The organism is Bryobacter aggregatus MPL3 (assembly GCF_000702445.1).
Taxonomy (GTDB): Bacteria; Acidobacteriota; Terriglobia; order Bryobacterales; family Bryobacteraceae; genus Bryobacter; species Bryobacter aggregatus.
In genome coordinates this window covers 2,608,952-2,634,828 of record NZ_JNIF01000003.1, presented here as the reverse complement: position 1 = coordinate 2,634,828, position 25,877 = coordinate 2,608,952, and the positions used below count along the sequence as shown (strand labels likewise).

The 25,877-nt window shown below is 57.7% G+C and carries 17 protein-coding genes; 7 read left to right on the top strand and 10 right to left on the bottom strand.

Features of this window, described 5'->3' with window-relative positions:
• Positions 1-10 precede the first annotated feature (10 nt).
• The 9 genes from M017_RS0112375 to M017_RS0112335 all read right to left on the bottom strand — a co-directional run bounded on the left by M017_RS0112375 (position 11) and on the right by M017_RS0112335 (position 19,280).
• Complete coding sequence (locus M017_RS0112375; RefSeq protein WP_080507694.1) at positions 11-3,484, bottom strand: TonB-dependent receptor; 3,474 nt, start codon at positions 3,482-3,484, stop codon at positions 11-13.
• 122 nt (positions 3,485-3,606) lie between these two features.
• Positions 3,607-5,811 (bottom strand): TonB-dependent receptor plug domain-containing protein, encoded by a 2,205-nt coding sequence (locus M017_RS0112370; protein WP_051669968.1) that lies wholly within the window; start codon positions 5,809-5,811, stop codon positions 3,607-3,609.
• Positions 5,812-5,886: 75 nt separating this feature from the next.
• Positions 5,887-7,560 carry a CocE/NonD family hydrolase gene (locus tag M017_RS0112365; RefSeq protein ID WP_051669966.1) on the bottom strand — a complete coding sequence of 558 codons (1,674 nt, stop codon included), beginning with the start codon at positions 7,558-7,560 and terminating at the stop codon, positions 5,887-5,889.
• Positions 7,561-7,578: 18 nt separating this feature from the next.
• A complete protein-coding gene (locus M017_RS0112360) occupies positions 7,579-9,021 on the bottom strand; it encodes a DUF1501 domain-containing protein (protein ID WP_031498277.1) in 1,443 nt (480 codons plus the stop codon).
• Positions 9,022-9,034: 13 nt separating this feature from the next.
• A complete protein-coding gene (locus M017_RS0112355) occupies positions 9,035-11,518 on the bottom strand; it encodes a PSD1 and planctomycete cytochrome C domain-containing protein (protein ID WP_162179908.1) in 2,484 nt (827 codons plus the stop codon).
• Positions 11,519-11,631: 113 nt separating this feature from the next.
• Complete coding sequence (locus M017_RS0112350) at positions 11,632-13,056, bottom strand: DUF1501 domain-containing protein (protein WP_031498274.1); 1,425 nt, start codon at positions 13,054-13,056, stop codon at positions 11,632-11,634.
• A gap of 8 nt (positions 13,057-13,064) precedes the next feature.
• On the bottom strand, positions 13,065-15,917 hold the full coding sequence (locus M017_RS0112345; RefSeq protein WP_051669964.1) for a PSD1 and planctomycete cytochrome C domain-containing protein: 2,853 nt from the start codon (positions 15,915-15,917) through the stop codon (positions 13,065-13,067).
• An 85-nt stretch (positions 15,918-16,002) separates the two neighbouring features.
• Positions 16,003-17,073 carry an outer membrane beta-barrel protein gene (locus tag M017_RS0112340; protein ID WP_474939339.1) on the bottom strand — a complete coding sequence of 357 codons (1,071 nt, stop codon included), beginning with the start codon at positions 17,071-17,073 and terminating at the stop codon, positions 16,003-16,005.
• Positions 17,070-19,280, bottom strand: coding sequence for a TonB-dependent receptor (locus M017_RS0112335; protein ID WP_080507693.1), 2,211 nt, complete (start codon positions 19,278-19,280; stop codon positions 17,070-17,072). Before M017_RS0112335 ends, M017_RS0112340 begins: the two co-directional genes overlap by 4 nt.
• Positions 19,281-19,457: 177 nt before the next feature.
• Between M017_RS0112335 and M017_RS26610 the strand changes: the two genes are divergently transcribed.
• From M017_RS26610 to M017_RS0112300, 7 genes are read left to right on the top strand one after another with little or no spacing between them, the layout of a single operon-like run.
• Complete coding sequence (locus M017_RS26610; protein ID WP_051669962.1) at positions 19,458-20,444, top strand: C-terminal binding protein; 987 nt, start codon at positions 19,458-19,460, stop codon at positions 20,442-20,444.
• A complete protein-coding gene (locus M017_RS0112325; protein WP_031498264.1) occupies positions 20,432-21,190 on the top strand; it encodes an SDR family NAD(P)-dependent oxidoreductase in 759 nt (252 codons plus the stop codon). Before M017_RS26610 ends, M017_RS0112325 begins: the two co-directional genes overlap by 13 nt.
• 4 nt (positions 21,191-21,194) lie before the next feature.
• Complete coding sequence (locus M017_RS0112320) at positions 21,195-22,244, top strand: thiamine pyrophosphate-dependent dehydrogenase E1 component subunit alpha (RefSeq protein ID WP_202901648.1); 1,050 nt, start codon at positions 21,195-21,197, stop codon at positions 22,242-22,244.
• A complete protein-coding gene (locus tag M017_RS0112315) occupies positions 22,229-23,230 on the top strand; it encodes an alpha-ketoacid dehydrogenase subunit beta (RefSeq protein WP_031498261.1) in 1,002 nt (333 codons plus the stop codon). Before M017_RS0112320 ends, M017_RS0112315 begins: the two co-directional genes overlap by 16 nt.
• Positions 23,230-23,472, top strand: a complete 243-nt coding sequence (locus M017_RS0112310) for a lipoyl domain-containing protein (protein WP_031498259.1) — start codon at positions 23,230-23,232, stop codon at positions 23,470-23,472. The genes M017_RS0112315 and M017_RS0112310 overlap by 1 nt, the downstream gene beginning before the upstream one ends.
• A 30-nt stretch (positions 23,473-23,502) precedes the next feature.
• Positions 23,503-24,186 (top strand): GntR family transcriptional regulator, encoded by a 684-nt coding sequence (locus M017_RS0112305; RefSeq protein WP_162179907.1) that lies wholly within the window; start codon positions 23,503-23,505, stop codon positions 24,184-24,186.
• A gap of 7 nt (positions 24,187-24,193) precedes the next feature.
• Positions 24,194-25,408, top strand: a complete 1,215-nt coding sequence (locus M017_RS0112300; protein ID WP_031498255.1) for an MFS transporter — start codon at positions 24,194-24,196, stop codon at positions 25,406-25,408.
• Here M017_RS0112300 and M017_RS0112295 read toward each other — a convergent pair.
• Positions 25,395-25,784, bottom strand: coding sequence for a hypothetical protein (locus M017_RS0112295; RefSeq protein WP_031498253.1), 390 nt, complete (start codon positions 25,782-25,784; stop codon positions 25,395-25,397). The genes M017_RS0112300 and M017_RS0112295 overlap by 14 nt on opposite strands.
• Positions 25,785-25,877 lie beyond the last annotated feature (93 nt).

The window sequence follows — 25,877 nt, the reverse complement described above, 5'->3', positions numbered from 1 at the left end:
CCTTCCAGCTCTAATAGATCAGTTTCAGGCCGAACTGCACAACTCGTGGCAGATTATTCTGTGAAGTCACCTGTCCAAACTGCGCGTTGCCAAAGCTCTGATTCGGAGGCGAGAAGCGAACCGTGTTGGTGAGATTGAAAACCTCCGTGCGGAACTGTAAATTCAGCTTTTCGCGAATCCGCGTGTTCTTGGTCAGTGTCAGATCGATTTGAGAGGTCTTATCGCTGCGGCAGCCGTTCGAGGTGCGACTGGCATTGCCGAAGGTATAGGAGGCGGGCGTCGAATAGACACTCGCATCGAGCCAACGGCTCACGGTCGGGTTGTCGACGCAAGCATTGACCCCATTCCAGTTGGGACGCTGTCCACCGCCCTGCGAGAAGGTGTTGTTTACGTTCGAGGTCACGCCGAGCGGACCACCCGAGTAAGCAGACCAGATGCCACCCAACTGCCACCCGCCCAGCGTCTTGCCTTTGAAGCCTTGGGCCGTGCGGAACCACGGCACTTCATAGACGCCGTTGAGGATCACACGATGGGTTTGATCGAGGATGGATGGGCTCCATTCCGAGCGCAGATCGTACCAGTTCTGGACACTGCTGCTGCCGAGGCTTTCCCCTCCGAAAGCCCCGATCCCGTAATCCATCATCTTCGAGTACGTGTACGCCATCGTCAGATTCAGACCGCTCTGGTAGCGCTTCTCAGCACGGACCTGAAGCGAGTGGTAGCTGGAATTCGCCCAGGAGGCGTTCTGCGAGGCAACGCCGTCATATTGTGCATAAGGACGCAGCAACTGTGCACGAGACACCGTGGCGCTGGCGAGGCTACCGACAGCAATCTTGCCCAGGAATGGATTGGGCACTTGCGTCCGCAGCGCGTCGCCTTGGCTCAGGTATTGCGGATCGAGTTGGTTCCACTGGCGATTCTCAAACAGACCAACGCCGCGGCTGCCCGCGTAGCCCAATTCGAGAAGAACCTGGCCCGGCAACTCGTTTTGAATCGAGAAGTTCCACTGCGCGGAATAAGGAGCATAGTTGCCATAGTCAAAGAACTGAATGGACTGGCCGAGCAAGGTCGAGGCGCCCAAACGATTCCCGGTGATCTGGTTGAAGCCATTCGGATAGGGGTTGCTGAGAGTCACGATCGGATTGACGCCGTCAAGACTGTTCACGATCGAAGTCGGGGACTGGAAGCCAGAGATGCCAAAAGGGCCGGCGCCAGCACCGAGACCAGTGAGCCCAGCATAGAAAATGCCAGCACCGGCGCGGACGACCGTCTTAGGACGCACTTGCCAGGACAGCCCGGCGCGCGGGGCAAAGTTGTTCCGATCGGGACGGGCGTTGTAGCGCGATGCGCCATTGACTCCCGGGAAGGTGAGGCCACCGCGCAGGTTCAGCCCGGCGATCTGCAGGGGCGAGCTCATGTTGTAGTCGAAGTTGGTCAGTTGGTTGTAGCGATCGGTACGCGGGGTTTCGTAGTCGTAACGGATGCCAAGATTCAGCGTGATCGTATTGGTCAGCTTCCAGGTGTCCTGCACGAAACCGGCAAAATACTTGTTGGTCTGCGCGAGCGCCGGAGCAGGATTCACGCCACCGCCAGGGATTCCCAGAAGGAAGGTCGCCAGGCCAAGACCCGTGTTCGCCGTGGGAGAGGAAGGATTCGGTCCTTGCGTAAAGCCAGGTGCGAAGGAAAAATTCGTCGCATTGTCGGCAACCTGCAGATTGTTGAACTGCACGACGCGGAACTCGCCGCCCACCTTCACCGTATGCCGCGTGAAAGTTTTGGTCAGGCTCGATTGCAGAGTGTGCTGCGTATTGCCAAAGTTGATCGAATCTGTCGCGCCGATCAAGCCACCGACAATCAGATTCGGAACCGAACTGGCAGCGGACAGACCATTGATCGTAATCGCAGGCATCGAAATGGGATCCACCATCCCCTGGCGCAGACTCGATGGCAGGCCCAACGACTCGATATTGAAATTGTCCGAATAGGGACGTCGAAGATTGATCAAACGAGTGGTAGAGAAGCGAGCCATGAAGATCGCCGACGGAGAGATGATGTGCGTATCTTCGATGACCGCGTTCCAACGAGAGAACTTCTGCGGACCGGCTGTCGGAGTGATGTTCGTGTATTCGTTGCCGTATAAGGGGGCGCGATTGAACGGCGTGTTGTCGTAGGAATAGCGGCCAAACAGGCGGTTGGCGGCCGAGAAGTTGTGATCGAGACGCGTCGAGAACGAGTCCTTATTCACGATGTTGCCAGCATTGCGGGTGTAGTTGATGGCGCCATAGTTCGCCCCGGCAACGGTCGGAGCTGGGAAGAGCTTCGCAATATTGCGCGCAACGGGATTGATGCGGTCCGCCGGAATGATGTTGTTGGGGAAGGGGGAGCGGCTGAAGCTCGAACCGTTCTGAACCGTGGTGGCCGGATCGTAGATGGTTACCAGGGCGCCGTTGCTCTGGCGCAGATTCGAGAAGTCACCGGTGAGCTGGCGCGTGTCGGGTAGTGCTGCCGTGTAGGTCACACCCTGGATGAAGCGGACGATCTCGGTGTTGAAGAAAAAGAAGGTCTTGTCCTTGCCGTTGTACAGTTTTGGAATCACCACCGGAGCCCCCACCGTGCCCCCAAACTGGTTGAACTTGAAGGGAGGGCGGCTGAGGCCATTGCGGTTGGCAAACCAGTCGTTGGCGTTCAACTTGTCGTTGCGGAAGAATTCATAGGCGGTGAAGTGGAGGTCATTTGAGCCGGAACGGGTCACGACGTTGAAGACGCCACCGGCAGCACGGCCGTATTCCGCCGAGAAAGAATTCGTTTCGACTTTGAACTCCTGCACCATGTCGGGGTTTGCGTTGATCACCGGCTGATTCTGCGCCGCAGCGGAATTCGGCGCACCGTCGAGAAGAAATTCATTCGCGGTAGCGCGCTGCCCGTTAATCGAATAAGAAGCGGTCGAGATCTGATCGACCACCAGATTATTCACGCCGCTCGAGGGACGAACGCCAGGGACCAGCATGGCAAGAGCATAACTATTGCGGCCGAGGAGCGGCAGATCGCGAACCTGCCGGCTGCCAATAACAGCGCCCAGGGAAGCCGTTTCTGAATCGAGCAGCAGAGCACTGGAACTCACCTCAACGGAATCGGCGACCTGTCCGATCTCCAGAATGAAATCGACTCGGGCGGACTGACCGACCGACAATTGCAGATTCTTCTGTACAATCGCTTTAAATCCGCTCTTCTCCACTGTCAACCGGTAGGACCCAGGAACCAACTGCGGCAAAAGAAAGAAGCCTTCGCCGTTGGTGGCCACTCGGCTCTCAATCGAAGTGCCCTCATTGCGCACGGCGACAGAGGCATCCGTAATAATTGCACCGGAGTGGTCAGTGACCCGCCCGGTGAGGGAAGCAGTCTGGCCCAGAGCACTGCATGCCCACAGCGCAAGGAGCAAAGGAATCCGGGAGAACGACGTCGACGGGGAGGAGAAAGATCGCATAAGCAAGAGTTTCTCTCATACTAGATCAAGATTCAGGAGATTAGTGAGATCTAGGAAAAGAAAGTTAATTTAGTGATTGCGCCGGACTGGGGAAGTCCGGCGCAGAGGGTGAGGAGGAAGGGTTAGAAGCGATAGCGCAGGTTGATGTAGACGTTTCGTCCTGATTCGGGGTAGCCGTCGACCAACCAGTAGTTGCGATCGAAAAGGTTGCCGACGCCCGCTTGCATCTCAACTTGTTTGTAGAGTTGAGCGGTAGCACCGAGTCCGACGGTTGTGAAGTTCGAAGCGCGCAGGTAGCGCCCCCCATCATTCTGATTCCAACGTCCGCCTTCATAGCGCAGGTCCGCGAGCAGGCTCACCCGGCCATAGAGGCGATAGGTGGCGGAGGAATAGATTTTGTGCCGTGGCGTATCGATCATGATCACCGAGGGATTCGACTGGTTGCGACGGCTGAGATAGGTGTAGTTTGAAGTCAACTGGAGCGACGAGAGGGGGTTTGAGCGAACGCTGAATTCGCCGCCCAGGTAGCGAGCTTCGCCGAGGTTCCGGAGTTGGAAGACGTTTGGTTGCACAAAGTAGCGCTGGGTGGAGTTGGAGACACCGCTGCGGAACAGAGCACCCTCAACCAGAGTCTTGCGGCCCAGCAGGTGCGAGTACCCGACCTCGAGATTGTCAGAGCGTTCCTCCCGGAGATCCGGATTCGGAATCGCCTGCCCCATGCGATAGGAGTAACGGTCCTTGATGGTGGGCAGACGCGTCTTGCGAGCGAAACTCAGATGGACTTTTCCGGAGTTCCCAATGCCGTGGAAGATACCGGCCTGCGGGTTGTAGGCCCAGAGATCGTTCTTCGCGAAGGGCAATACTTGCCCGCCGGTGAAGTTCTGCGCATTCAGGACATTAATCCGATCCGCACTGAAGCCAACAATCGCGGAGGTACGGCGGCCCAATTGAATTGTGTCTTCAAAGCCAAAGGAGAGCGACTGATCGCGGAAGGAACGCACGGGTTCCCCCACGTTGCCTTCCCGATGATTGTCGTCCTTGAAGTAAAAGGAGGTCTTGATCGAGTGACGCTTGAGCGCTCGAGTGCCAAGTTCGAGAATGCTGCCATAGGTGTCATCGTCGTAGGGGCTGGTGAAGGCAGAGGGCAGAGTCTGCGAGTTGTACTGATTGTTGTCGTAGGCCTTAATCAGATTGTTGAACTTGTCGTAGTAGAGACGCGCGCGGACATAGCTCGATTCGCCCAGGCTCTTGTTGCCGATGAAGTAGAAACTTTCCTTGTTCCACTCCGGCCACTGCCAGTAACGTGGACGAACGGTGGGATCTGTTCCAGCGTAGGTCGGGTTTCCTTTTTCGCCTTTCTGATTGGCGTAGGTGAAGGTGTACTGATCGCCTTGCTTCGGAGTCCAGGCAACGCGGACACGGCCTTTGTAGTCGGTCTGGTAAGCATTCAGCCTGTCTCCTGCTGGCTGCAAAGGAACGGGCTTGAAGTTTCCAGAAAGAGGATAGGTATCGCTGCTCAGCCAGGCGAAGCCGCCTTGCAACCAGAACTTCTTCCAACGCGTTCCCGCATTCAGGAAGCCATGAACCTGATCTCCAGAGGCGTAGCCGCTGCCGAGATCCAGATTCAGCCCCTTGGTGGGCTCCTTTGAAATCAAGTTGACAGCGCCGCCGATCGCATTCGGCCCATAGAGCGGCGAGGTGAAGCCCTTAGCCACCTGGATCTCGCTGACGTCATAGGTGAGAAAGCGATCGAGATCGACATAGCCGTCGTAGGGGACATAGACCGGGATCCCGTCCATGTAGACCGGAACCTGCCGCACATCGAAGCCACGAATGAAGACGCCGCGCTCGTTGCGCGGTCCAATGCGCTGGATGCTGACACCTGGAATGAGATTCAGCGCGTCCGGCACGACGCGGGCATTGCGTTCGCGAAACTCCGATTCGTCGAGGGTGGTGGCGGTGGCAACCTGTACGGCGTCAGCGGACACGTTCACCTCGACGCGGCCCAACTGGAAGGCGCTGCCCGGCCGGGCGCGGAGTTGGTCTTCAATCTGCCTGCGCAGATCTGAAACATAGGCCAGCAACTCTTGCTGGCTAGAGGCAGTAGAAGGCAGCGGCGCCAATCCTTTGGCCAGCACCGCATCCTGGGCAGAAATTTCCCCAGTGAGCGTTTTCAGTTCAGAGATCAGCTTCGACAAGTCTGCGGGCGAACCGCTCTTGGCACGGGACTGAAGGGATTGGAGCGTGGACAGCCAGTCGACGAGGAGGTCAGACTGCTGGGCAAAAGCAAAAAGGGAAATCAGGAACAGAAGGATCAAGCGATTCATAGAAGCAACAAGCAACGCGAAGTGTCTTTCACACAACACACTGTCTTGTTAACTTAGCATAAGAATCGAAAAGGCCTACTGCGCGGGGAGGACGAACAAGCTGAGCTTTGAGGCCCGGTTGCGGCTATGGAAGAGTTTCTGTTCCGCCACTCGCATGGTCGCGTCGTAGGGACCCTTTCCGGTATTCGTATTGCGGTCAAAGAGCGGGAAATAGGCACCCGTGATCTCAACCCGCAACGAATGTCCTGGCTCCAATTGGGCAGCCACATGCCCCACATCCACCCGGACGAGATTAGGCAAGCCGGGCTTGGGAGGCGCCTTCGGCAACATACTGATCCGTTGCACACCGACAGCAAGATTCTGCGCAAAGCCATTAGGCCAGACATCAATCAGTTTCACGACCCAGTCCGCATCGGGCGTATCCTGGCTTACCCATAGCTCCGCCTCCACAGGACCTGCAATCCGCAGCGGCGCGGTGAGGCGGCCGGAGTCGTAGACGAGCACATCCTTCAGATCTTCATTGGGCCCCTGATCGACAGGCCCCCAGAAGCCAGTGAACTTCGCCTGTACGATGGCCGGAGGCCAGGCAGGCACCGGATGGACAGGATCGGAATGAAAGGTATCGGCGGCTTCGTTCGTTTGTGGCGCTTTGCGGTCGAGCCGGCCATCGCCATTGCGAGTGTTCGCTTTTCCACCGGAATGGAGATAGAAGGCAGTCGTCTGTGCGGTCTCCGGCGGCCACTTCGCGGCAGTGTGCCAACGATTGTCCCCCATGGAGAAGTAGCGAACCGCGGGGAATGAAGTGGGTGCCGATTCTTTCAGAAAGCGATTGAACCAGCGCAGATTCTCGTCCATCAGATTCAGTTCTGCCGCGGCGCCAAAATCGACCTCCCCCAGCTTTCGCTTGCCAATGGTGCCGTGATCCCAAGGGCCAAGAATCAATTGCTGCGGCGCTTCCGTCTGGCTCAGACGCTGGAAGTTCGCCACGGTTTCGCGATTGAAGAAGTCGTAATAACCCACGACGTGCTGGGCGGGAATCGAAAGCTTCTTCGTCTTCTCGATCAGGTTCAAGCGGGTCCAGAAACCATCTGGACGGGGATGGGCCAGGATGCCCTGCAACCAGGGAATGCGCCAGCCGATCGCAAGGTCGAGATCTGCGAGAGGTAAGGCATGGAGAGTCTTGTACCAATCGACTGGTGCGCTCACTCCGGCAGGAGGCGGGTAGAGTCCGGCCGCAGCCGTTGCGATGAGCGCGAGACGCGAGACGCCACCGGTGTAAATGTTGTTGTAGAAGCTGGTCCAAGTGGCGGTGGGCGCAAGGACGGCAAGACCCGGCGCATCCTCAGCTGCTGCCTGATACTGGACTGCTCCGACATAGGAAGCGCCCCACATGCCAATGCGGCCGTTCGCCCAGGACTGCCGCAGAATCCAGTCCGTGGTGTCAAAGCCGTCTTGCCCTTCATTGTTGTAAGGGAAGAAGACACCTTCGGAATCAGAACGTCCGCGCGTGTCCTGCACAACGACAACGTAGCCAGCCGCCGCGTAGCGTTGCGCGGTAGCAGCCGCGCCTTTCCGGTTGTAAGGAGTGCGTTGCAACAGCACTGGTTTGCGTTCCCCAGCACTGGCGCCGTAGACATCGGCCACCAACTGTACGCCATCGCGCATCGGAATCTGAACACGCTGCACCTGGCCGCAGAGCAGGACACTGCACGCCAGGAGGAGGAGAGCCCGGGGAAAGAAAGAAGGCATGAGGAATCGTTCGAGTCCTTAGGAGAGAATGTCTTTGACCACGTTCCCGAAGACGTCCGTCAGGCGGAAGTCACGGCCCATGTAGCGATAAGTCAGCCGTTCATGATCGATGCCGAGCAAGTGCAGAACTGTCGCGTGCAGATCGTGGATGTGGGTCTTGCCCTCCACGGCTTCCCATCCATACTCGTCCGTCATTCCATGCGTGATGCCGCCGCGAATTCCGGCGCCCGCCATCCAGGCGGTGAAGCCTTTGGGGTTGTGTTCGCGCCCTCGCTCAGAAGCAGGAGCCTTCCCTTCTGATAGATCCTGCTCAAAGGGCGTGCGGCCAAATTCTCCCGACCAGATCAGTAGCGTGTCGTCGAGCAGACCGCGGGCACGGAGGTCAGCCAGCAAACCGGCAATCGGCCGATCGATTGCTTTGCAGCGCTGCGGCAGTCCCTTACGGATCTGGCCGTGATGGTCCCAGCCGCCATCGGTAATCTGGACAAAGCGAACCCCAGCTTCCACCATGCGCCGGGCCAGCAAGCACTGCCGTCCGAAATTATCGGTGTCCTTCTCTCCTACGCCGTAGAGTGCAAGAGTCGCCGCGCTTTCTTGACTCAGATCGAGCAAAGACGGAGCTTCTGCCTGCATGCGGAAAGCAATCTCGAAGGATTCGATCATCCCTTCCATGTTCTGGTCGGTCTCGAGATCCTGCAGGTAGCGCTGGTTCATGGACTGGATGAGATCCACCTGGCTGCGCTGCATCTTCGCAGTGATGGCTTTGTCCTGTAGATAGCGGATCTGCGCTTCTTTCGCATTGCCCGCTTCGCCAATCGGCGTGCCCTGATAGATCGCCGGGAGAAAGGCGTTGCTGAAGAGTTGCGTCGTGCCGCCGTCGCCGCTCACTTGCGGACAAACCGTGACAAAGCCGGGCAGATTCTGATTCTCAGTGCCTAAGCCATAAGTGACCCAGGAACCGATCGAAGGACGCACCATGACCGTATGGCCCGTATGGAGTTGCCGCACGGCGGGCGCATGGGCTTCAGAATCGGCCTGCATCCCGTTCAGAATACAAAGCTCCTGCGACATCTTTCCGAGATGTGGCAGAAGGTCTGACATCAACAGTTCCGCCTTGCCTTGGCGGCTAAAGGTGGAGATGGGACTCATCAACAGATTGCGGCCAATGCCCGGCGCTTCATAGTTCTTTGGCAATGCGATGGGGAACTTGTTGCCGCCCTCCTTGACGAGGCGCGGTTTGTAGTCAAAGAGGTCCATGTGCGAAGGCCCACCCTGCATCCAAAGGAAGATCACACGCTTGGCACGCGCGGCATGGTGAGGAGCCTTCGGAGCCAGCGGACTCACCTTCGTCGCTGTGTTCGCCGAGCAGAGCGCGGACAGCGCCAGCGACCCGAAACCACAGCCAGAGCGTCGCAGAAAGTCCCGGCGGGAACGGGCGAAAAGATTCGGGTGATGGCTCATCGATCGGATCTCCTTAGCGGATGTATAGAAACTCGTTACTAGCCAATAGAGCGTGGCAATAGCGCGTCCAGGCCTCGATATTTGCCTCGGGTGCGGTCTTGCCAGACTGCACCAAAGCAGCACTGAACTTTGAGATGAAGTCGTTGCCACGCGTCTGGTCGTCAGGCCGGGCACTCCGGCCTAACACTTGTTCGGTCAGCCAGTCGATGCGGGCGCCTGTTGTCCCTGCAAACTCGATGGCTCTCGCCGCCAGAAGTTTGGACTGCTCCTGATAGAAAGGCGAGTTCATTAGATATAGGGCCTGTGTCGGAACCGTCGTGACGCTACGCGCCCCGTTGACCTGGTTCACGTCCGGGAAGTCAAAGAGATTCAGGATGTCGACACTGCGGTGCTGGCTTTTGCGCAGCACTGGGAGATAGACCGTACGCAGCCGTAACAAATGATCCGGCAGCTTCGCTTCATCGCGGAACTCGACCGGCTTCCCAAGGTTCAGGTTGTCTGCGATGTCGAGAGGAAGCGTAGGGCCGCCCTCACCGTTCTCGAGTGTCCTGGTCAGACTCAAAATGGAATCTCGAATGATTTCGCCCTCCATCCGGCGCCGGTTCATCCGCCAACGTAGAAGGTTCTCCGGGTCCACCTGATAGGCCTCTGCGTTGTGTGCGCTGGACTGGCGATACGCGCGGGACAGAATCACCTCCCGCACTACCTTCTTCAAAGACCAGCCAGCTTCGACGTAACGGGTGGCGAGATAGTCCAGCAGTTCCGGATGGGTCGGCAGTTCCCCGCGGAGCCCAAAATTGTCGACACTCCGAACAAGGCCAGCACCGAAGAGATGCTGCCAGACACGATTCGCGGCAACGCGCGCCGTGAGCGGATTCTTTTCATTGGCAATCCATTCGGCAAGTTCGAGGCGTCCGCTCGCACGATAGGCGAGCACCGGAGGCTTGTCCCACATGGCCACCTGAAGAAAGCTACGCGGCACCTCTTCGCCCAGCATATGCGGATTGCCACGAATGTTGATGTGCGCATTGACCGGGGCGTCTACGTCACGGACAGCAAAAGCTTCAGGAGGCAGAGGGCGGTTGTATTCGAGCAGCGCGATCTCTTTGCTGAGCTTCGCGATCTGCTTCTCAAGAAGAACGAGTGGATCATCGGGCTTCGGAGTGGCGTCGCCCTGAGGCTGAGCCTTCTTCAATTTCTCCTTCTCCGCTTCAAGCGCCTTCAATCGCGGCTTCAGCGTGGCCATGCGGGCATGAAACTTTTCCGTCTCTCCGGCACGCATGCGCAGTTCTTCCACGCTCTCAGGCAACTGAATCCGATTGACATCACTGAAGATGCCATCGATGCGGCCATGAAGCGTTTCAGTAGCACCGAGAATGCCCGCCATCGCGTAGTAGTCTTTGTGCGAGATCGGATCAAACTTATGGTCATGGCAGCGGGCGCAGCCCACGGTGAGGCCAAGGAACGCTTTGCCGATCAGGTCCACCTGCATATCGACAACATCCATCCGGAGCTGTTCTTTATCAGCCGCCACAAGAGTCCAAGGACCGAGCGCGAGAAAGCCCGTGGCGATCACCTGCTCCCGGCGTTGTGCGTCGCTTTCCGCAGGAAGCAGGTCGCCCGCAAGTTGTTCCTTGATGAAGGTGGTAAAGGGCTTGTCCGCATTCAGCGAACGGATCACGTAATCGCGATAGCGCCAGGCGTCCTTGGCAGGGATCTTACGCCCGATCTCGAGATTGTCGGCGAAGTAACTGAGGTCGAGCCAATGACGCCCCCACCGTTCGCCAAAGCTGGGCGCAGCGAGCAATCGATCGACAATGGTTTCGAGCGCCTTGGGGCTCTTGTCGGCGACAAAAGCATTCACTTCCTTTGGGGTAGGTGGCAAACCGGCCAAGTCAAAGTAGACGCGGCGTAAGAGAGTTTGTCTGTCGGCATCGGGCGAAGGCTTCAGCTTCTTCTCTTCGAGCTTCGCCAGGATGAATTGATCAATCGCCTGAGCTGACCAGTCTGTCGCCTTCGTCTTCGGTGGCGTCACCTTGGCAACAGGCTTCCATGCCCAGTGCTGGAGCGCCGCCGCCTTTGTTTTTGCCTGGATCGCAACACTCGCATCCACGACCGGGGCAGCCTCCTCCGGCCACGGAGCCCCCATCTGGATCCATTCGCGCAGCACGTCGATCTGCTCGGCTTTCAGCTTGCCGGTGGGCGGCATCTTCAGTTCCGAGGAGTAGCCGACAACCTTCAGCAGCAGGCTCTCGTCCGGCTTTCCGGGCACCACAAGCGCACCGGACTGTCCGCCCTGAAAGAAGGAAGCCTTCTGATCGATCCGCAGCCCGCCAAAGGCCATCTTCGACTTCGAGCTGTGGCAGCCCTGGCACTGTGTGGCCAGCAACGGACGGACTTTCGTCTCGAAGAATTTCAGTTCGTCCGCGGATTGGCCGCTCGCCATGCGAACCGTACACAGGACAAAGAAGAGCGGAACTGGAAAGATCCGAAGCACAGCCATAATCTATCATTTACCAAGAGCAGAAGCGAGCAATAATCCATCATTTTAGGCCTAGTATTGAAATTTCCAGCAAGAATCGGCAGCCTCCAATGCTCTATCATTGGCAGCTAGGCAAAAATCTTGCGCAGAATGCTTACGGGAAACTCGTCGGTAATCCGTTCGCCGCGGCCTTCCCGATGGAAAACCAGCTTGCGATGATCCATCCCAAGCAAGTGGAGGATGGTGGCATTGAAGTCATGGACACTGACCGGGTCGAGTACGGCCTTGTAGCCGATATCATCCGTCTCGCCATAGACGACGCCGCCTTTGACTCCTCCTCCCGCCATCCAGGACGTGAATCCGGAAGGATTGTGATCGCGGCCGGCGGTGGGCCCAGGCGATTGCGCGATCGGCAAACGGCCAAATTCCCCGCCCCAAACCACTAAGGTGCTATCCAGCAAACCGCGCTGCTTCAGGTCGGCTAGAAGAGCGCCAATCGGCTTGTCTGTTTTCTTGCAGCAATAAGGCAGGCCCTTGCGCAGATCCGTGTGGTGATCCCACACATTGCCTTCAGTAAAGACTTGCACCATGCGCACGCCACGCTCCACGAGCCGCCGGGCCATCAGGCAACGCTTGCCGTAAGAAAGAGTGGCTTCGTCATTCAGGCCATAAGCTTCCTTCGTTGCATCGCTCTCCTTTGCAATGTCGAGCGCATCGGTCGCCTCCAACTGCATCCGGGCAGCCAGTTCATAAGTGGACAGCCGCGCGTCGAGATTCGGCTGATAGGGACGGCTTTTCCGATGTTCGACATCCATGTCGTGCAGCAGCGAACGCCCCAGATCCTTCACCGCGGCCGGATACTCTTCTTCCGGTTGCAGATTCAACAGCGGCATTCCTTCGGAACGCACACGAGTGCCCTGATAGACACCGGGCAGATAGCCGGCCTGCCAGTTCTGAATGTCGTTGACCGGAAGCCCTTTCGGGTCATCGAGAACGACATAAGCGGGAAGATTCTGATTCTCAGAACCCAGCCCGTAGACAGCCCAAGCACCGAGAGTTGGGCGGCCCGGCAACATGCGGCCAGTGTGCATGATGAACAGCGCAAAGTCATGCGCGATATGCGTCGTGTGCATCGAGCGGATGACAGCAATGTCGTCCACCTGCTTGGCCAGATATGGAAGCAGTTCCGAAACCTCGATTCCCGATTGGCCATACTTCTTGAACTTGTAGGGAGACGGCATGATGCCGCCTGCATCGCGCACCTGGCGAATCTGGCTGGCAAGATCCCGGCTGGGCGGTTGCCCGGCATACTTCTCGAGCAGGGGCTTGGGATCGAGAAGATCCATCTGGCTCGGTCCACCATTCATGAAAAGCTGAATGACAGACTTCGCCTTGGCCGGGTGCTGGGGCGGCTTCGGTTTGAGGTCGTAGATGACGGGCTGCTGCCCTTCGGCCGCATGGAGGTCCCTGCCCAACAAATAAGCCAGGGCCGCGCCATGAACACCATCCGAGATGTGAGAGAAGAAATCGCGCCGGGTTTTGGGTCTTCGCATAGGCACCTCTAATCGATGTACAAGAACTCTGCAGAGTTGAATAAGGTATGGCAGAGGCTCGCCAGAGCCATATGCCCGGCCTTCCCTGCAATGGGTTCCGATGGAGGCGTCGCCTCATAGAACTGGGTCCAGTGTTGCTTCATCGCGGCAAGCACTTTCTCTGCGGCTGTCACTTCTGCCGGACGGGCTGGGCGAGTGAGTGTCGCTAAATACAGCTGATCAATCTGTTTCCGTGGATCGTTCCCCACCGCATCTATGATGCGCCCCGCCAAATAGCGCGCCGTCTCGCGAATCTGATCGCCATTCATCAACTGCAAGGCCTGCGAGCTGACAATCGATTCCCCACGCTTCACGCAGTTCGGGCTGAGGAAAGGTAAGTCGAAGGCATCGAGCATCGTCACGGGAGTGGAGCGGCGCTGCAAAAGATAGATACTGCGTCGATAACCAAGCTTGCCTGCTTTCGCGAGCACTGCACCATCCGGCTTGACCTCGATCACTCCCGGTGGGCCAAAGGCCTCGGGGTCCAGACGGCCAGCGCTTTGCAGAATGGCATCGCGAACTGCTTCCGCATCCAGCCGCCGGAGTGGGAAGCGGGAAAGCAATTCATTCGATGGATCCTGCGCCAAGGCTTCAGGGCTGATCTCTGAGCTCTGCCGGTAGACCGCCGAAGTCATGATCAGGCGGTGCATTTTCTTGAGGCTCCAGCCCGATTCAACGAACTCCGTGGAGAGCCAATCGAGAAGTTCCGGGTGGGTGGGCGGAGTGCCCATCTTTCCGAAGTTGCCGGCGCTCTTCACGATGCCAGTACCGAAGTGATGCTGCCAGACGCGATTCATCATCACACGGGCCGTCAGCGGGTGTTTTTCATGAGTGATCCATTTTGCAAAGGCCAGGCGTCTGCCGCTCGTGCCGGACTGGTAGTTCAGCTTGACCGGTTCATAAGGAGGCAAGCCCTTCGAGAGAACGGACAAGGGGCCAGGCTCGACCAGCGGTCCTGGATTGGTAACCTCGCCGCGCAACAGAATCCTTACTGGTGTTGGTTCGCCTCCCATGTCGAAGAGGGAGCGGAACCCCGGCGTCGCCAGCAGCTTTGCCTTTGTCTGCTGCACCAGCTTGCGCAGATCAGCAACTTCTTTCTTGAACGCTTCAGAATCTTTCAACAGATCGTCAATGGACGCGTCTGCCTTCGCTTTCTCGCGATAAGGCTTGGCCGCAGTCTCGATCTTCAACTCCAGATCAGCGATCTGTTGGCGCAAGGGAAGATTGTGGGCCTCGGTAGCACTCACCACCTTCGGATCAGGATCGGGGATGAAGCGAAGATTCTTCTCCTCGCACTTCGAGCCGACACCAACGCACTCGATGGAGGGAATCAACCAGTCATAGGGATCGAGCGCCGTCTGGAACACCGCACTCACGCGATAGTAGTCGCGCTGCGGAATGGGATCGTACTTGTGATCGTGGCAACGCGCGCAACCGAGCGAGAGCCCCATCACCGAAGAACCGAGAATCTCAACTTCTGCGGCAATCGCATCGAAGCGTTCTGGAAGAAAATTCTGCTCCGTACTATAAGTGGCATCGGGAGCAAGACGGAAGAAGCCGACAGCCTCCATCTTCTCCACTTGGTCGGGCGTGTAGGTCTTGGCGGCCTTCCAATCGAACATTTCGTCCCCGGCCAGTTGCTCCTGCAGAAATTGGCTATAGGGCTTGTCCGCATTGAGAGCACGAATGACATAGTCGCGATAGCGCCATGCGTTTGGCCGGACCGCATCGGTCGACACACCGCCTTCACTATCGGCGTAACCTACGGCATCCAGCCAATAGCGAGCCCAACGCTCGCCGTAGCGCGGCGAGGCAAGCAGGCGATCGATCAAGCGCTCATATTTGTCTTGCCCAGAATCGGCCAGATAGGACTGAATCTGCGCCGGTGAGGGAGGCAACCCGATGAGATCGAAATAGGCGCGCCGCAGTAACGAAAGCTCCTTGGCTTCTGCGCCGAAGCCGAGTTTCTTGGCAGCCAAGCGCTCCAGGAGAAAAGCATCAATCGGCGTTCGCACTTGACCTGCAACGGCAGGAACACGGGGCCGTTGGGGTTGTTGGAAAGACCAGAACTTACGATCCTGATCCTTCACCATCGGGTCATGGTCGGGATCAACGTGCATGGCCTTCTCGGTTTCCGCGCGTGCGCCTTGTTTGATCCATTGGGTGAGTTTCTCCAACTCCCCAGAGTCGACACCGCGAACGGAAAACTGCTCCTGCAAGTGAGGAGGCGGCATCTGTTGCTTTGCAATGCGCTGCACGATCAGGCTTTTCTCTGGATCTCCAGGCACGAGAGCCGGGCCTGATTTTCCACCCTTCAGCATGCTTTCGCGGGTCCGCAGATCGAGCCCTCCCTGTTGCTCCCGGCGCCCATGGCAGACAAAACATTTCGCTCCGAGAATGGACGCAAAAACATCCCGCGCAGGGACGGGACGAGTGAGGATTTCTTCTCCTTGTTTTAGCGCTCCGCTATCGATCCAATTGCGGATGGCAGCAGCTTCTTCCGGAGGCAGCGGCTTTCCTCCCATGGGCATCTTGCCGCTTCCTACCATCGCAAGCAGAAGACTATCGACAGCCTTCCCTGGAACAACCGCGGCACCGGTCTTGCCACCAGTCAGAAGATCATCGCGAGTTTCCAAAGAGAGCTCGGCCTGCTTCATCTTCGCGTTATGACAGGCCAGACACTTCGATTGCAGAATCGGCAGCACATCCGTCTCGAAGCGAGGCACGGTCTTCTGTTGTCCGTAGCAACACAGCCCGGCGCACAGAAGGATCGAGAGGGGGTTGAACTTACTACGGATTGCAATCTTGGAAATTCGGATCATAAAACTTCTCTCGGAGGCCAGTCTGCCGACTCAATCCTATCAATCGGTAGAGAGGATTGAGCCGGCCATGGGCATCTCAGATCAATTAATAGTTCAGCTTCAGACCAAACTGAACCACCCGGGGCGATGCCGCCGAGCTGAGGCGTCCAAAGGTGGAGGCGGTCACGGTGTTGACCGGATTCCCAAAGTTCACCTGATTGAAAGCGTTATACAGTTCGCCACGGATCTGCATCCCAAAGCGGTCTGTGAATCGGACATTTTTGATGAAGGCCAGATCCGTATTGGTGGATCGAGGTCCGATCATCGAATTGCGTCCGACATTGCCAAAGACGCCAGTACCATTGGGAGCAAAGGCTGCTTTGTTGAAGTACTGCATGATCATTTCGCCACGGCTGCGGCTGCCAGAGATCTCCGGATTCCCCACCTGATCGGCCCGATTCGTGGTGGAAGTGAGGGAGTTATCGCGGCCCGTGAGGATCGTATAAGGAGCGCCAGAAACCAAAGAGGTAATGCCCGAGATTTCCCAGCCACCAACCGCCTGATTCAGGAACCCGAGAGAAGAAAAGTTCGGAAGGAGATAAACCCATGAGAAGCGTGCCACATGAGCCCGGTGGAAATCGGAAAGGCCGCGATCTCCATTCAGATTCAGGTTGTCCTGATGATTCACAGATTGCACACTGGTGGACTGGCCCGTATCGATGCTCTTTGACCAGGTATAGGCCGCTAAAAGCGTCAAGCGATCTGTACGGTACTTCGCACTGGTCTGGAAAGAATGATAGGACGCGTTGCCGCCCGACTGGATCATATTGATCTTCTGATAAATGTTGGGCACGGTGATGCGGCGCGAATCAGTGTTAGCCAGCGTCGAGAGCGGCTGTCCGGAAGCATCGACGCCAGGGATGTAACGGGCCTGATTGATGTTCACCGTATCCTGCAAGTGTCTGCTGAGCTTGCCCACATAACTGAGGTCTAGTGCAATCCTCTTCAACAAGTCCCGCTGCACCCCGGCAGAAAGCGCCTGCACGCGCGGCATGACAAAATCGCGGTCCCAGCCAAAGACCTCTGAAGGCAGGAAGAAGAGCTTCTTGTTCGGATTCGTCGTGAGATCGAGCGAACGGGGAAAGGGATTTTCCAAGCCCTGCCAGGGATCACTCAGGCCCCCGCGGGGCGGAACAGCGTCTGCCCGAGCAGGAAGGGCTGGTTCTGAAAACTCTGGGCTCCCATGTCCCCAAAGTGAGCGTTGCTATAGAGTCCATAGCTCGCACGCAGGCTGGTGAGACCATCGCCGGTAAGATCGTAGGCCATGCCAATACGCGGCTGGATCTGCTTGTGATCCATGCGCACCATCGTGCTGGGCAAGCCGTCCGGGAAGTCCGGAGCCTTATCGCCCGTAAAGAGCAATCCGGGAGGCGCAGACGGAATCACCGTCGATTGCACGCCTTGCCGGAAAGTGGCGTTCTGCGGGATCTTGACGGTGGAACGCTCGACACCTCGCGTCTCATCGAAGGGTCCGAGCAACTCGTAGCGCAGGCCGAGATTCAAGGTCAGGCGGCGGGAGACTTTGAAGTCGTCCTGGACAAAGAAGGAGCTATTGATCGAGCGCATGGCGAGATCGATCAGCGGTCGGCGCGAGGCGGTGACCAGTTCGCCAAGCAGGAAGTCCGCAGCCGCGTTGCCTGTTGCCGAACCATCAAAGCCGAAATTACCGGGGTCCCCCGCAGCAGTGATCAACTTGAACTTGCGGCGGTAGAGATCGAAACCAGCCTTGATCTGATGACGGCCTTTGATCCAGGTGAGCGAGTCGGCAAACTGATAGTTGTTGGTGCCTTCCACCCAGAGGCAGAGTCCACCGCCGCCGATGTTGAAGCGTCCGGTGACGCTGATGCTGGGCGGCTCGGGAGGACCTTCGAGATCGATATTCATGCCAAGAGCACGGGGCGTCAGCCCGGAACTGCAGCGGCGATTCTCTTCCTGGCCACTGATGCCCACTCGCAATTGATTCAAGAGCGTGGGCGTGAAGGTACGCGTGTAGTTCATCGAGGCGACGGGGATCACCTGGTCTTCTTCGCGCTGGCCGTAGACCGGATAGGGACCGCTGGCAAATGGAGTTTTGAAAGAGGTCTTGTCAAAGAAGTAGCTGAGGCTCAGTGTGTCTTTGCTGCTGATCAGATAGTCCAGCTTGCCGAGATAGTGGTTGCCATCGATCGGGTTGGAACCAGAGGTGACCAACTGGCCCGACTCTGATCCAGGAGCAACGGGAATGATGTCTTTCAGCAAACGGGCCGTCACAGGGTTGATGCGATCTGCCGGAATCGTATTGTTCGGGAAAGGCAGGTTGGTCCGCGGATCGCGGATGGTACTCGAGAATATGCCTTGCCGTTCTGCCGCAGTCAGCGGGAACGACGAAGCAATCGAGGTGCCTCGGATTCGCAGCCCCTGGTAGGAAGCAAAGCCAAAGAGCTTATTTTTCAGGATCGGGAAGCCGATACTGGCACCGAACTGATTCTGCCGCAGGATCGGCACCGTAGCCGAAAAGAAGTTCCGGGCGTTCAGCTTATCGTTCCGGAAGAACTCCCAGGCTGAGCCATGAATCTGATTGGTGCCCGAACGCGTGACGGCTGTAAAGATCGACCCGGCATAGAAGCCATACTCGGCGCTGTAGGAATTGGTGATCAGCTTGAATTCCTGGAGGGCATCGGGCGATGGGTAGTTGAGACCGCTATTGGTATAGCCCCCAGCAAAACGCATTCCGTCCAACTGATAGTCCGTCTCATTCGTGCGCGACCCGTTCACACTAACGGAGTTCCCATTGCGATTGCCTCCGGTGAGTGCGACGGGGTTGCTGGAGACGGTAACGCCCGGCAATAAAGTCGCAAGCTGGAGTGGGTTTCGTCCATTCAGCGGCAGTTCCGCAATGCGTTTGCGATCCACCACTTCGCCTCCCGCAGAGGAGGCGGTGTCGACAAGCGGAGCCTGATCGCCCACCTCGATGCTCTCCGCCACGCTTCCCACTTGCATCTCGATGTTGATGCGTGCGCTCTGGTTGAGCTGGAGTTCCACGCCCTTGCGGGAGAAAACTTTGAAGCCAGGCGCTTCTGCATTGATTCGATAAGTCCCAATCGGAATGAGCGGGATGACAAAAGAGCCATTGGCATCGGATTCGGCAGAGCGCGCGAAGCCTGTCGCCTCATCGAGCGCCGTCAACTTGGCGCCGGCAATGGCGGCACCCGACGCATCGGATACCGAGCCCACAATCGTCGCTGCATTCTGCTGTCCCGGCAGCAGAGCCGGGTCCCACACCAACCCAGCGAGAACCAGTAGGCCCACAGCCATCCTCTTACCTGCATCGCGAACAGTACGCATCCCACACTCCTTCTGATTGGCGCCACCGGGCACCGGATCTTGAGACCATGCTCAAGGGAACGGTGAAAACCTATCATAGTGCATTGCCTTCTGCAAGACGATTCACACAAAGATCTCAATAAATAATGGAGTTGACACGACAGATGCGCACTGATACCGTGTATTCTTCGATCTATCATGTCGCTTCTGAATTGCGCAATCCGCCTGAATGCAACCACTTTTCCGCTCACACCCGAGGAACGGGAAGTCTACCAATCCGCAGGCTTTTCGCTGGTGGAAGCAGAGGCCCCAGACCTGGCGTTGTTCCAGAAACACGCCCACGCGGTGGCACTGTGCATTGTTTCGGCAAAAATTAATGAAAATATGATAGATCATCTACCCAACTTGCAGGTGATCTCTCGCTTCGGAAGCGGCACGGACAACATCGACGCGGCTGCCGCGGCACGGCGGGGCATCCGCATCACCAATATTCCGGAGTTTTGCCTTTCTGAGGTGGCTGATCACACGATGGCCCTGTTGCTCGCCTCAGCCCGCAAGCTCCTCACCATGGACCGCGCCACCCGGCAGGGACGCTGGCTCGCCAGAATCGAAGAACGAACCCACCGCATCGAGGGGCGTCAGCTCGGACTCATCGGCTTTGGAAGAATCTCCCAAGAAGTCGCCAAGCGAGCCCGCCCTTTTGGGCTCCGTATCGCCGCTTACGATCCGCAGTTGAACCTCGAGGTGGCGCAAGAGATTGGAGTACAGCCCATGTCGTTGCAGGAGCTTCTGTCCAGCAGCCACTTCGTGTCCCTGCATGTTCCGTTGCTCCCGGCCACGCGCCATCTGATGGGGCAGGCGCAGTTTGAGTCGATGCGGCCGGATGCGATCTTCATCAATACGGCACGCGGCGCGGTGGTGGATGAGGCGGCCCTGGTAGCCGCACTCGAGCAGCAGAAGATTGCCGGGGCGGCAATTGATGTCTATGAAGGGCTCGATATGTTCGGTCCTCTTCCCGAGGCAGCCGACCATCCGCTCTTTCATCTCCCCAATGTGATCCTGTCGCCGCACTCTGCGGCCTGCAGCGAAGAATCATTGGGCTTTCTGATGCGCGCGGGAGCACAAAACGCCGTGGATGCGGTGCGGGAACGGAACTTGATACAGACAGAACCATGCAGACACTAAACGGCAAAGTAGTCATCATCACAGGTGGAGCAGGAGGCCTGGGCCGTGCGCTCGCGCGCGACTTCGCCGCTGCCGGAAGCACCCTGGCCCTGCTGGACAAGAATGCCAGCAGTCTGGCAGAGGCAGCCACTCAATTCGGCCAGCCGTATCACGCAGTGGTCGACATGAGCCAGCCCGCGGAGATCCAAACGGCGATCGATGCCATCGCAAACAAGTTTGGACGGATCGATATCCTGATCAACAACGCGGCCGTGTGCCACTCGAAATCGATGTGGGAGCTGACCGAGGCGGACTGGGACGATGTCCTCAGTGTCAATGTGAAGGGTTTGTTCTTTGCGCTGCAGGCAGCGGCGCGGCAGATGCCGTCCGGCGGCGCGATTCTGAACATCGCCTCCGTCGCAGGGCGGGTGGGCCGTCCCACGTTGCTTCATTACGCAGCCAGTAAGTCCGCAGTGATCTCGATCACACGCTCGGCAGCCGTAGAACTGGCCAGCCGCGGCATCCGGGTGAATGCCATTGCCCCCGGGATGATGGACACCGGCATGCTGCATCAGTTGCAGCAAACCTGGAAGGCCCGCGAAGGCGAAATCTCGCCGTCCGCCCAACCTTCTTCGGCTTCTACACTGTTCGGACGTCCTGCAAACCCGTCGGAGATTGCCGCCACAGCCTTGTTTCTGGTGAGCGACGCAGCCTCCTACATCACCGGCCAGACCCTCAATGCCTGTGGCGGAATTGTCATGAGTTAAGCGCATGAGTATCGATACGAACCCTCCTTCTCCCCTATCCCCACTGACGCCAGAAATGGCGATTGAAATGTACCGCAAGATGCGGCTGATTCGACGCTTTGAAGAGCGTGTGATTGACTTGGTGAATGCGAACGCCATCGCCGGAGTGACGCACGAGTATATTGGCGAAGAAGCCATTGCCGTTGGAGTTTGCAGTGCATTGCGCAGGAATGACGTCATCTCCAGCACGCATCGCGGCCATGGCCACATCATCGCCAAGGGCGGCGATGTGAAGCGCATGATCGCGGAGTTGTTTGGCCGGGTCACCGGATACAACCGGGGCAAGGGTGGCTCGATGCACATTGCCGATCTTGCGCTTGGAATCTATGGCGCCAACGGTATCGTAGCGGCAGGAGTTCCCATTGCAGCCGGTGCGGCCTGGGCCGCAAGAATCCAAAAGAGCGGCGTCGTTGCCGCCACATTCTTCGGTGACGGAGGAGCCAACCAGGGTGTCGTCCATGAGACGATGAACCTCGCAAAAATCTGGAAGCTGCCCCTCCTCTTCATCTGCGAAAACAACCAGTATGCGGTCACCACGCCCGCCAGTTATTCAATCGCCGGGCCTGGAATCAGCGAGCGCGCCGCCGCCTACGGATTCCCAGGAATTCGCGTCGACGGCATGCGTGTCGATCAAGTCTACGAAGCGGTGCGAGAAGCCGTCGAAAGAGCCCGCGCGGGGGAGGGCCCCACGCTGATCGAATGCATGGCCTACCGGTTCCAGGGCCACTTCACGGCAGAGCGGGCGCTGTCGCTCAGCTATCGCAGCACGGAAGAAATGGAGTATTGGCGGGCGAAAGATCCTGTCATCACCTGGGGGAGCGCACTCGAAGAGCAGAGCATCCTGAGCGCAACAGCCCGGGAAGCCATTCATGTCGAGATTGAAGCGCTTCTCGAAGAAGCCGTGGAATTTGGACAACAAAGCGCATGGCCCGAAGCCGAGGAGGCGTTGACCGACATGTATGTCACGACCTATCCGGGTTTGCCAGCGCGAGGGGTAGCATGGAACAGCAACTAAATTGCCTGCAGGCATTGCGCCAAGCACTGATGCAGGAGATGCGCCGTGATCCGAATGTGATCTTTCTCGGCGAAGACGTACGGCATTCCCTCCGGGGCATCAGCAAGGGTTGCCTCGAAGAATTTGGAGAAGATCGCGTCTGGGATACGCCGATCTCCGAACAAGGCTTTGTCGGTATGGCAACGGGTGCGGCGATCTCCGGATTGCGGCCGGTGGTGGAGTTTCAGATTGGCACGCTCCTCTATGTCTGCTTTGACCAGATTGTCGACCAGGCCCAGAAGCTGCGCTACATGATGGGCGGCCAAGGGCGCATTCCAGTAACCTATCTCGTCCCGGGTTCGGGAGCGCGCGCGGGCTTGGCGGGTCAGCATTCTGACCATCTCTATCCCATGCTGGTGCAGGCCGGATTGAAAGTCGTGATTCCGTCCTGTCCGCTGGATGCCAAAGGCTTGTTCACCGCCGCAATTCGCGAAGACGATCCGGTGGTGATCTTTGCTCCGGCTGCATCCATGAATGTAAGAGGCCCGGTACCCGAAGAGGAAGTCTATATCCCATTGGGCAAAGCCGACGTGAAGCACGCGGGCAGCGACGTCACGGTGGTGGCGATTGGTCCTCTGGTTCCCGATGCACTCAAGCTCGCAAAACGATTGCAAGGCGAAGGTATTTCGGTCGAAGTGTTTGACCCTCGCTCGCTATTGCCCTTCGACCATGCCAGTCTGGCCGCATCAGTAATCCGCACCGGACGCTTGGTGGTCTTTGATGATTCCAATCGCAGTTGCGGGATGGCCGCGGAGATTGCGGCGTTTGCAGCGGAGAGCCTCTTCGCCCATCTTCGTGCGCCGATCCTGCGCATCACGCGTGCGGATGTGCCCGTGCCATTCAGCATCGCGATCGATAAATACGTACTGCCCAAAGTGGAGCAGTTAGAGGCGGCCATCCGCTCGATTGTCTGTCAGCGCGAGCTTGCAGTTTCGGAGAAGTTCTAATGCCTGAAGTCCCGATTCGCGTCCCTAAGTTGGGAATGGATACCACCGAAGCGCTCCTCTCCAAATGGCTGGTGAAGGCAGGAGATCCGATCCAAATCGGCACGCCGCTCGTGGAGCTCGATTCAGAGAAAGTGAGCTTTGAGTACCAGGCTGAAGTGGCTGGCCGCCTGTTGCGGATCCTCTGCGCAGAAGGGGAGACGGTCCCTGTCGGGGAAATCGTCGCCATTGTAGAAAGTGCTTGACGGGAGAGTGCGATGATCGAATTTACTCCCGTGTCTGAACCAACATTTGTCTTTCCGGAAGTGGGGGGCGTATCTCTCCGCGACAAGGTGATCACCTGCCTGAAAGAGGCAATCTTCTCTGGGAAACTGCGCCCTGGAGAACCCATCGTCGAACGGCATCTGTCACAACAGATGAAGATCGGCACCCCAGCAGTTCGTGAAGCCTTGGTGACACTCAACGAACAGGGCTTTGTGCGCAGAGTCGCCAACACAGCCACTTACGTGAACAGCTATACGGTCGATGAAGTGCGCGAGCTGTATCAGTTGCGCGTTGAGTTTGAACATCTGGCGCTGAAGTGGGCCAAGCTACGCGTCACCGAGAAAGACCTCGGCGCATTAGAGCGATTGATCGAGGGAATGGCTGCTGCGGCAGCCGACAAGGAAGTGCGACGCTTCTACGAGTTAGACCTGGAGTTCCATCGTTATTGCTGGCAGCTTTCGAACAACCGCTTTCTCGTTAAGAGTCTTGAGAATCTGGTGCCACCGTTGTTTGCCTTCGTCCTGATGGCCAGCGACGTGACCGTCAGCCAGGCGATCGCCTACGAGCATCGCAGCATTGTGAACGCGCTACGGCGTCTGGAAGAGCCGGAATTCTCAAGTATCGTGCGCCAGACTCTGAGCAGCTTTGCGATGACTGGCCTCGCCTCGGTGGCCAGCCACCCGCCCCACAAATAACCCGTTCATGAATCGTTGGAACCGGATCATTCCCGCAGCGTTCCTGATGTACACCATCGCGTACATCGACCGGACGAATTTCTCGATCGCCATGCCTTCGCTGCAGAAGGAGTTTGGTCTCGATTCCAGCATGACCGGGATGGCCGCCGGGATCTTCTTCATTGGCTATGTGCTCTTCCAGATGCCGGGAGGCTATCTGGCGCAGGCGTGGAGCGCTAAGCGTTTTATTTTCTGGGCGCTGCTGGTCTGGGGCGTTTTTGCGACACTCTGTGGCTTCGCCCAGTCCTATGAGCAACTGCTCGTGTGCCGCTTTCTCCTCGGCGTGGGCGAGGGAGGAGTATGGCCCGCAACGGTTGTGCTGCTCTCCAACTGGTTTGCCCCGCAGGAGCGCGCACGGGCCAACGGCTTCTGGGTCGTCTGCCAGCCCATAGCCGTAATTCTCTCGAGCCCGCTGTCGGGGTATCTGATCGATCACTACAACTGGCGCGTGATGTTTATTGTCCAAGGCATTCTGCCGCTCTTCTTTGCTGCCGTCTGGTGGTGGGCGGTGGAGGATCGGCCAGAACAGGCCAAATGGGCGACCGAGAAAAGCGTGGCGCCCCAAGTGATTGCCAACGCAAATGCCGGCAGCCGTTGGGATTTCTTGCGCTACCGCGAAGTGTGGCTGCTTGTCATTCTCGATCTTGCCTTTGCCTGTGGAGCCTATGGCATGTTAATGTGGCTGCCCTCAACCATCCGTTCGCTCGGACTGCAGAACAATCTGCTCATCGGCCTGCTCTCTGGCTTCCCTTATGTCTTTGCCGTCGCAGGCAGCATCTACAATTCGCGACGTTCCGACCGGAAGAATGAAAGACGTTGGCATGTGGCGATGCCTTGCATGGCTGCGGGGATCTTTCTGATTCTGGGATTTCTCGCAAGTGTACAGCTTCCTGTTCTGGGACTTCTGCTCATCTGTCTGACCGCAGCGGGCATCTATGCGGCGATTGGCCCGATGTGGGCCTTGATGACGGAAATCGTACCCAAGCACAGCGCCGGGTTGAGCCTCGGCCTGATCAATGGCGCCGCGAATCTTGGAGGACTGGCCGGCCCCTACCTTGTGGGCTCGCTCCGCGATAGCAGCGCCAGCTTCCTCCCCGGCTTCCTGTTTCTGGGAGGCTCGCTCATCACCGCGGGACTCTTTACACTGCTCCTGCAGAAACCGAAGGCGCTTAGCGTAAGGTGATAGCGCCCTTCTGGGCCAGCCAATAGGCAAGTCCGGTATTCACCAAGATATTCATAGAGGAACCGCGATCTTCAGCAATCTTCTTGAGCTTCTTATGGAGGGGCCGAGGCAGGGAGATTGTCGTATCCCGCACCATTTTCTCGTCCACACTGACTAAGGCGACCGTCGCCAGGTCTACAGATTCGAGTGACTCAATCGCCATCACGGAAAGATCGCCTCGATAGCGAATCAGAGAACGCAGTGCCTCATTGACGCCTTCATTCAAACGGATGGCCAGCTTGATGATAGGGTCTGGAGCGGCACTTGTTTTCTTCTTTGCTTTCTTGATTCCGGCAGGCGAATCCAGGCGGACAACAGGTTTGGTGGGCTTGGGCATTTCCTGAGCTTTCTCTGTAAGGATTGTACAGGCCTTACAGTACGACTTCCAAGTGAAACCCTCTTCATCTTCACGAAGCCTTGATATAGTTGC